Annotated in this window: 5 protein-coding genes; 3 read left to right on the top strand and 2 right to left on the bottom strand. The window is 54.5% G+C overall.

Going from position 1 to position 8,448, the window contains the following annotated elements; genetic code table 11:
• Positions 1-812: 812 nt before the first annotated feature.
• Complete coding sequence (locus KK078_RS18800) at positions 813-1,871, bottom strand: SDR family oxidoreductase (protein ID WP_254091850.1); 1,059 nt, start codon at positions 1,869-1,871, stop codon at positions 813-815.
• A 69-nt stretch (positions 1,872-1,940) separates the two neighbouring features.
• Here KK078_RS18800 and KK078_RS18795 point away from each other — a divergent pair, with 69 nt between their 5' ends.
• Positions 1,941-2,723, top strand: a complete 783-nt coding sequence (locus tag KK078_RS18795; protein ID WP_254091849.1) for an AraC family ligand binding domain-containing protein — start codon at positions 1,941-1,943, stop codon at positions 2,721-2,723.
• 554 nt (positions 2,724-3,277) lie between these two features.
• Positions 3,278-4,363 carry a TlpA disulfide reductase family protein gene (locus tag KK078_RS18790; RefSeq protein ID WP_254091848.1) on the top strand — a complete coding sequence of 362 codons (1,086 nt, stop codon included), beginning with the start codon at positions 3,278-3,280 and terminating at the stop codon, positions 4,361-4,363.
• Between the two features lie 338 nt (positions 4,364-4,701).
• Here the strand turns inward: KK078_RS18790 and KK078_RS18785 are convergent, their stop codons facing one another.
• Positions 4,702-5,436, bottom strand: coding sequence for a hypothetical protein (locus KK078_RS18785; RefSeq protein ID WP_254091847.1), 735 nt, complete (start codon positions 5,434-5,436; stop codon positions 4,702-4,704).
• A gap of 657 nt (positions 5,437-6,093) precedes the next feature.
• Here KK078_RS18785 and KK078_RS18780 point away from each other — a divergent pair.
• A complete protein-coding gene (locus KK078_RS18780) occupies positions 6,094-8,445 on the top strand; it encodes an ABC transporter permease (RefSeq protein ID WP_254091846.1) in 2,352 nt (783 codons plus the stop codon).
• Positions 8,446-8,448: the final 3 nt, after the last annotated feature.

Below are 8,448 nucleotides of genomic sequence, written 5' to 3'. Positions count from 1 at the left end.
CCGGTGAATTGGAGTTCTTCTAAGAATGCCATACTGTTAGGTTACATGAGTTAACGAAATAATTAGTCAACGTCGTCAGGGTCATAACGACTTCCATCCATACTTATACGAACAAGGTAGCTACTTTGGCTATACTCCCAATCTTAAAAAGATATAATTTTTTCACAATCGATCCACAAACAATACATAACCCAGACCTTTATAGGTCTGGGTATAGAGTGGGATATGAGTATATTATTACTGGGTTATCTCTTAGTTATAGAAGGATTTGACCAGGTTTTGAATAGGCGGATGCCCGGAGCTTGGACGGTTGTAATGCGGAGCTGGGTGTAGGATTGGGGAAATTCGGCAAGGATTGAAAGGATGCCGGCTGGCGGCCCCGGACAGCTCCGGGGTGTGTGGATCCTGGTGAGAGGCCTCGGTCTTGAATTTTTGGGAAATGTTTTTACAGCAATGTACGGATGTATTTCCTCAAAAATCGGCCAATCGGTCTCTTATTAATACTCCCAGCTCAGGGTCAGCGCGAGCATGGTCGGGATGCTCGACGCACGCCAGCGCCAGCCGCCGGTAGCCATCAGGTTCAGATCACTGAACGCGTTGTTCCACTTCGCGCGGCCGTCGGCTTGCTCTTGCCGAATGGATAGTATAGCACCACCAATATACCAGTTACCTATGTACTGTGCAAAACGTTTTTATAGCCCGTTCAAAGCCAGCGGCGCCGGTAACACACGTTTTTCATAGCGATACAACGTATATAGATAGTTATCAAGCGGAATACGTTGTCCGGAATATTGTGAAAGAACAACCGTCGTTCACGGGATCACACGTTCACGGCGCAGCGTGTCGAATAGCTGATAGAACATCTGCTCGGTGTCGACGTATTCGTGGAAGCCGAAGCGGCGGGCTTTGGAGCCGTCGGCGAAGAAGTCGTAGTCCCACGAGAAGACGAAGTCTGCGAACGGCCAGGCGGACAGTTGTGTATAATCATGCTTTACAAGGCCGTTTTTTTCTTGCAGGGTCTGCCACAATGGGGCTTTGTCGGCCATGACGGTTTGCAACGGCATGGTTAGTGGTGGTGCGGCTTCCAGGCCGAAGTAGGCGGCCAGTTTGGGCCAGAGGTCGTTCCAGCGGAACAGGTCTCCGTTGGTGATGTTGAAGGCCTGGTTGGCGCAGGCGGGTGTGGTTGCGGCCCAGACCGTCGCTTTTGCCAGCAGGCCTGCGTCGGTCATCTCCATCAATGTATTATAGGCGCCGGGTTTGCCGGGAAAGCGCAGCGGCAGGTTCAGGGCGCGCGAAACCGACGCGTAGACGGCGATGGCCAGCGCCAGGTTCATGGGGTTGCCCAGCGCGGTGCCACCTACAACGGATGGTCTGATGGCTGACCAGGTCCACGGTTTGCCCACCTGGCGTTGCTCCAGGAATTGTTGCTGGTCTACGTTGAACTCGGGGGGCATGTGGCCGGCGTCGCTTTCTTTGGCGGGTGTCTTGAAGGGGCCGAGGTGGGCGCCGTATACTTTGTAGCCTTGCATCAGGCTGATGTGCTGCAGGTTTGTCGCGACCGGCTCGATGGCGTCCACCACGTTGACGAGCATGGCCAGGTTGGGTGGTACGAGCTCGGCCCAGGTGGGGCGATCCTGGTAGGCGGCGTAAAAGATGTGTGTGACGTCGGTGAGCGCTGCCAGCTGTTCGCGGCACCGGGCGGCGTCGAGCAGGTCGACGGCGATGTGGCGAACGCGCGCGCTGTCCCGACCGCCTTTGCGCGAGAGGCCGATGATGTTCCACGATCCGAGCGTGGCGAGGTATTCTATCAGGTTCGTGCCGATCACGCCGTTGGCGCCGACCACGAGGGCTGTGTGGGTGACTGTTTTCATGATGCGAAGCTACGGTGCGCCGTACGGACACAGAGGTAGATTTCCGTCAGGAATTGGTATCTTTCCGCTATGAAGCGCTACCGTCAGCTGGCCCCGGTGATGATCTCCGACTTTACCGTGGAGCGGTGGCACCACCCGGTGCACAATCATAATCATTACGAGCTGATCTATATCAAGTCCGGAAAGGGTTGGCATACCATTGACGGCGGCCGCATTGCCTATAAGGCGGGTGATGTCTTTTTGCTGGGGCCGGAAGAGGCGCATGCGTTCGACGTGCAGGCGCGCACGCGTTTTATCTACTTGAAGTTCACCGATCAATTTATACACCGGCAGGGGGCCGCGGCGACACCCGGTGTGCAGTCGCTGGAGTATCTCATCAAGCGGCGGGACGCGCACCTGGCGGGGTTTACGTTGCCGGTGGCGGACCGGCGTACGGTGGATGCGATCTTTGGGGTAGTGTCATCGTTGCAACAGGATGTGGCGGGGGCCGAACCCATTGTGTGGACGCAGGTGCTGGCGCTGGCGATGATCTTGCAGCGCAACCTGCCGGAGCTTGTCGCGGCAACGAAGCCCGCGCGCGATATGCAGGCGATGTTCTGTTATATTCATAAGTATATCTATGCGCCGGGGAAGCTCCGGGCCGGGGTCATGGCCACTCACTTTCATACGACGGCGGATTATATCGGGCCGTATTTTAAGCGGCATGCGGGGGTGACGTTGCGGGAGTATATTAGGGAGTATCGCGGTGGGTTGATCCGGAAGCGGATCGCGAGCGGGCAGTATAGTTTGAAGAGCATTGCGGTGGAGTTTGGGTTGACGGATGAGAGTCATGTGAGGAAGCTGGCGTTGTGACGCGTGTCAGTACAAATCTGTAACGAGTACAATCGTCAGCAATAGCTTATGTTCGTGCCTTGAATTTGTTACGCCCTTTCAGGGCTACTGTATTGTTTGGTATCGTAGCCCAGGCCCTCGCTGGCGCTCCTGCCTGGGCTATTGTGTTGCGCCCTTTCAGGGCTGATTGGGATGAAAGAAAACGGAGAGTAGCAATCAGACTTTAGCCCTGAAGGGCATGACATATCAGCGCGGGCTGCAGATCTGGGACTACGGTATAATCGAATACATAGAGGCTGTCTCAGAAGTCATTTTGATTTCGTGACGCCATACACTATATCGCTAACATATGGTTAAACCAAATTAAGAACTAAATCACTAAATGAAATGCCCTATAGACAAATTGTCTATGGGCATTTTTTCAGGAAGAGACTTTTGAGACAGCTCGTAGAATTCGTCTGTGTGGTTACCCAGGCTCTGTTATATGAAATGTGCTCATGCCGATCTTTTTTTGGCTGGGCTAAAACTAATCGGTGTGCTTCAGCATCTGTAAGGTATCTGATATGAAACATCCTATGCATTGTGTTCTTGCCATTCTTCTTTTGTTGATGACCGTTCTGGGGAATGCCCAGGATGCTTCGGGCCTTTTGGAAATGAGTCGTAAGCATGTACAAGAACAGCGTTCCATCGCTTATGCGTATACGGCGTATTGGCCGAACCCGGTGGGGGAGGTGGATACGCTGCGGGGAGCGTGTAAGTTTGTGGTGGGGAAACAGAAGGGGTTTCGATATGATTTTGTGACGAAGGAGGGCCAGCGGGATATGACGTATATCGATGGAACGTACCGGGAGGTGGTGCACGATGAAAAGAAGGTGGAATTGTATCCCGACGAGGACAAGGCTATACGGACGTTTACGAACAGTTTTCTGAAGTACTCGCCGATTCTCTTGCTGGACCGTTCGTGGCAATATGTGCGCGATACCACGATCGCTCATTCGTTGGCCGGATACCGCACGATAGACCTGGACACGGTGGTGAACGGCAATCGGGTGTATGTCGAGCTGTGGCTCTATATCGGGAAAGAGTCGAAGTTGCCGGAGTGGTATGTGCGGCAGGGTTATTTTAAAGGGCAGCGGGGACAGCGGATCGAGTTTAAGTTTACCGACTATGCGCTGTCGCGTAAGATAGAGCCGCTGGTGTATACGCTGCCTGCAGGGTATACGTCTGAGGTGTCGGGTGCAACCCAAGGACCACAGGTGTTGCAAGCCGGCATAGAAGCGCCGGTATTTCAGCTGGCGGATCTGCAAGGTAAGCCCGTGGACCTGCAGTTGCTGCGGGGGAAAAAGGTGCTCTTGAATTTTTCTACGATCAACTGCGGGTATTGTAAGCTGGCGATAGATTACATGAATCGTAAGGATTTTGTGCTGCCGGACGATATGGTGGCGGTTTATATCAATCCTGTCGACAAGGCCGATCGTGTGGCGAGCTATGCGCAGAAGAGTCACATTTCTTTTCCGGTGGTGGCCGATGCGCGCGCCGTGGGGGCGATGTATGGCGTGTGGGCGTATCCGACTTTTTTTCTGATTGACGAGAAGGGGGTTATTGAAAAGACGGTTGTGGGGTATGAGGAAGATTTTTTGAAGGGACTTGGAAAGAAATAATATAGGTTCGTACCTGCGCTGGGTCCGGCAGGCAGGCTGGGTTAATGCCGGCCGGTCGCTCGGTGTGCAGCGGGCTGATTTGTTGCTTCCTTTCAGGTTCGATATATGATCTACGCTTCAGCCGCCGTGTTACGCCCCTTCAGGGCTAAATGCCTGTACCCGCACTATTACCCCAGGCCTTTAGCCTGGGCTGATATGTTACGCCCCTTTCGGTGCTGATCCGGACTATGTAAATATCGTTGTGCCATTAAAATCGTCGGCAATTTTAGGCCGACGATTTTTTTTTATGACGGTACCTTGCGCCACCCGTGGCATTGCGCGTGTGTTCGCTGGGGCAATTATACTTGCTCTTTTTTTGTGATCGCGGGGCCGTAGTAGCTGCCCTGGTGGCGGAAGTTGTTTCGGATGCAGTCGGGGAGGTGATCGGGGGAGCCGCTGTAGTGTACGCTGAGGTCGGCTTTGGTACGGTCGCTGAAGGCATCCTGGATGAAGGCCAGTACGTGCTCGGACTCGAAGATGTGGTAGCCGCCGATGACGACGGTGTGCGGTAGACCGGCCGTGAAGGCTTCGATCAAGGCTGCCTTGTCGGCGACGGTGGCGTTGTAGCCGCCGGTGCCTTCGAACATCATGTGATAGTCGAGCAGGTATGTGATCAGGAACTCCGTTAACGTAGGGCTTACAGGTTTGTCCCATTGTACACGGCCCTGGTAGTCGATGCTATAGCCGTCGACGGGCGGGTCGGGTTGCGTGAGGTGTTCGCGTTTGACGGCCCAGTAGTAATCTTCTTCGCCCTGGATCATGAGTGTGACAGCATCGATGTCGGTGCGATAGTTGATGTCATGGAAATCACGCAACAGCCACTGGCCGGATTTGATCATGGTCTCATTCAGGTAGATCCATTGCCGGAGCGACGGGGGCAACGATGCGCTTGATTTTTCTTCGAGGTCGGCTACGATAAGACGGTGGTCGGCTTCATTCCAGTCGAGTGTCACCTGGTGCCATTTCTCGAGAAGTTGTTTGATAATAGCCCAACCTTCCTGGTACGTTGCGGGTGTACGGTCAAATATGATCATAAGAATCAATTAGATCTGCACCACACAGGTAAGCGAGAGCAAAGCTACGGTAAGATGTGTTACGGTACAAGAATACGTGCGGCACTCACCGGGGAAATATGTTCTACCATCGAAGTTATGGCCCGTTAGTCCTTGCACACGTGTGTCGTGCGTACAGCTATAGTAAAAAATACTTTTTTGATGCGTATGACTGCTCATAACATAAAAGGAGTAGGTATAAAATATCAACGAACAGGGGAACAAATACAGCTTTAATTTGTTAACGGTCGTTGGTGAAAGGATATGCTTCTGCACAGCCGTGATGGTATATTTAGCCGTGACCATTTCTTGCAGTACGTTTTTTTATCGGATGTGTAAGCGGATAATAAGCTAACGTTTGCCGCCGTACAGGTGCGGCTTAAACCGGAGTATCTTGTACGGTAAGCAACGTCTTTATATACGCTGCCGCGAGACCTGCGACGACTGGCGGATGCCGTCACGACGCGATCAAGGGCCAGGAAAGGCCGGCATTACGTGTCCGTAGGCGGACATTGTGCAGCGGAACTGGACGGTGTTTAGCGTAAAAAGCGCTATTTTCGAGGATCTTTCTCCTGGCATGCCGTTGGCTTTTCAGGAGGTCAACCATCGGGCTACGCTTATATGATCCTGTGCAACTACATGCTTATTTCGTTTCGGAATTTGTTCCGTAACCGCGTTTTTGTTGGCATCAATGTGGGTGGCCTGGCCATCGCAGTTGCTTGTAGTATCATTGCTTACCTGGTCTGGAAGAAGAACCTGGTGTTTGACCGCGAGCACCATGAGGCGCGGCGTGTGTTATACCGGGTGAATACGTTGCGGCAGTCGAGTGGGGATGTGGTGGAGTATGCTTCTGCGCCGGAGCCGTTGGGGGATATGTTACGTGAGAACGATCGCTTTAAGGGCAAGATCATCCGGTACGCTACCGACTTGTCGGGTTTGATGGTGGGGGACCGGTTGTTTGACGACATGGTCGGGTACGTTGACCCGGAATTCCTTTCGCTATTTCCCCTGGAGCTTATCGCGGGGAGCCCGCGCGGCATGCAACAACCGGCGGCAATATTTATATCGGAGGAGCTGGCGCAAAAGTTTTTCCAGACGACGGAGGCGATCGGCAAGACGATCGAGCAGGTACTGCCTTCGGGCGCGCTGCGTGCCTACGAGGTGGCGGGTGTTTTTCGCGCGCTGCCGGCTACGTCGAGCTTCCAGTTCGATGCATTTGTTTCATATAACCAGTTTATACAACCCGCAGGCCAGGAGGGAACGCCGCGCGGGCTCGACAACAACCTGTTTATTACAGTAGAGAATGCCGGCATGATCAAGACCGTTGAGCGGGAGCTGCAGGCCTATGCCGCGATCCTGGGCAAGGGGCAGGAGCGCCCGCCGGTTTCGTTTCACCTGGACCCATTCGATAGCATGGCGCAACGCGATGCTGCTCATATATTACCGGGTACCTATACGCGTGGTGCCACGCCGTTGCCTATCGTGCTCGCCCTGGTGGTGATGTCGATCCTGATCCTGCTGATCGCCTGTTTTAATCTGACCAACACGCTGGTGGCACTGGCGGCACGTCGCTTGAAAGAAATAGGGTTGCGCAAGGTGATCGGCGGCAGCCGCGGGCAACTGATGGCCCAGTTCATGGGGGAGGCTGTGTTGATTTGCTTCCTGGCGGTGTTGCTGGCCCTGCCGGTCTGTGACCTGATGATGGCGGGCTGGAACGAGCTGTGGCCCTTCCTGCGGCTGGAGCTGAGCCTGGGGAGCAACTTCGATATCCTGCTGTTTATGGCGGTTGTCGTGGTGATGACGGGTGTTGTTTCGGGTATATATCCCGCGTATTATATCAGTCGTTTTCAGCCGGGAGAGATCCTGAAGGGCACGGTCGAGGTCGGCAATATCAGTTATTTCAACAAGCTGCTGCTGGGATTGCAGTTCGCGGCTTCTGTGCTGGCGATCTTCTTTTCGGTGGCATTTTATCAAAACGCGCGTTACCAGCGCCACTTCGCGCTGGGTTTCCGGCACGACGATATATTTGTACTCGGCATGCCCGATTCGCTTAGCTTCGCACGGCTGCGGCAGGCGCTGGAACAGCACCCGGCAATCGAACAGGTAAGCGGAACCCATGACCATATTCTCGCGTCGTCTACCAGCATGTCGCTGGCGACACCTGTGCAGTCGGCGCAGGTGGATGTACTGGATGTCGGCGCCGACTATGCATCGCTCATGGGCCTTCGGCTGTTACAGGGGCGCGACTTCCTGCCCGGCGATAAGCATGATGCCGTCATTATCACGGAGGATCTGATACAGGCACTGGACTTGAAAACTCCCCTGGAGCAACGCCTGATGCTGCGCGACACGGTACCCGTACGCGTCGTCGGTGTGATGGCGGATATTTATAACCGGGGTACCTTTCATCCGCGTCGGCCGATGGTGCTGCGGTTGACCGATGCGCGTGCGTATGACCGCATGCTGGTGCGTGCCCGCCCTGAACAAGCAGCACAGGTCGGTGACGCGCTTCCGGGGATCTGGCATGCTCTTTTCCCCCATACGCCTTACCGCGGGGCGGCCATGAACGAGCTGATGCGCGTGTCGGGGGAGATCAATCGCAATGTCACCTATATCTTTTCGTTCCTGGCTATTACGGCAATCCTGTTGTCCGTTGCGGGGCTATACGCTACGATCTCGCTGAACATCGTGCGGCGTACCAAGGAAGTGGGCATCCGAAAGGTATTGGGTGCTACGACATCCCAGGTGATGTGGTCTACACACCGGGAGTTTGCGCTGATCCTGCTGCTGGCGACTGCCACCGGTATCGCGGCGGCGATAAGCGTGGTGGGATGGGTGATGCGGTTGTTGTGGTTCTATCATCGATCACCCGGTGGAATGACGGTACTGATTACGAGCGGTGTCATGCTTTCCGTCGCGCTGGCGCTGGCAGGAACACGGGTATACCGTGCTGCGCAGGTTAATCCCGTGCTCCTGCTTCGCCAGGAATAGTCG

This window comes from Dawidia soli (genome assembly GCF_018598185.1).
GTDB lineage: Bacteria > Bacteroidota > Bacteroidia > Cytophagales > Cyclobacteriaceae > Ohtaekwangia > Ohtaekwangia soli.
The sequence above is the reverse complement of the archived record's forward strand: the minus strand, read 5'-3'. Positions and strand labels throughout refer to the sequence as shown.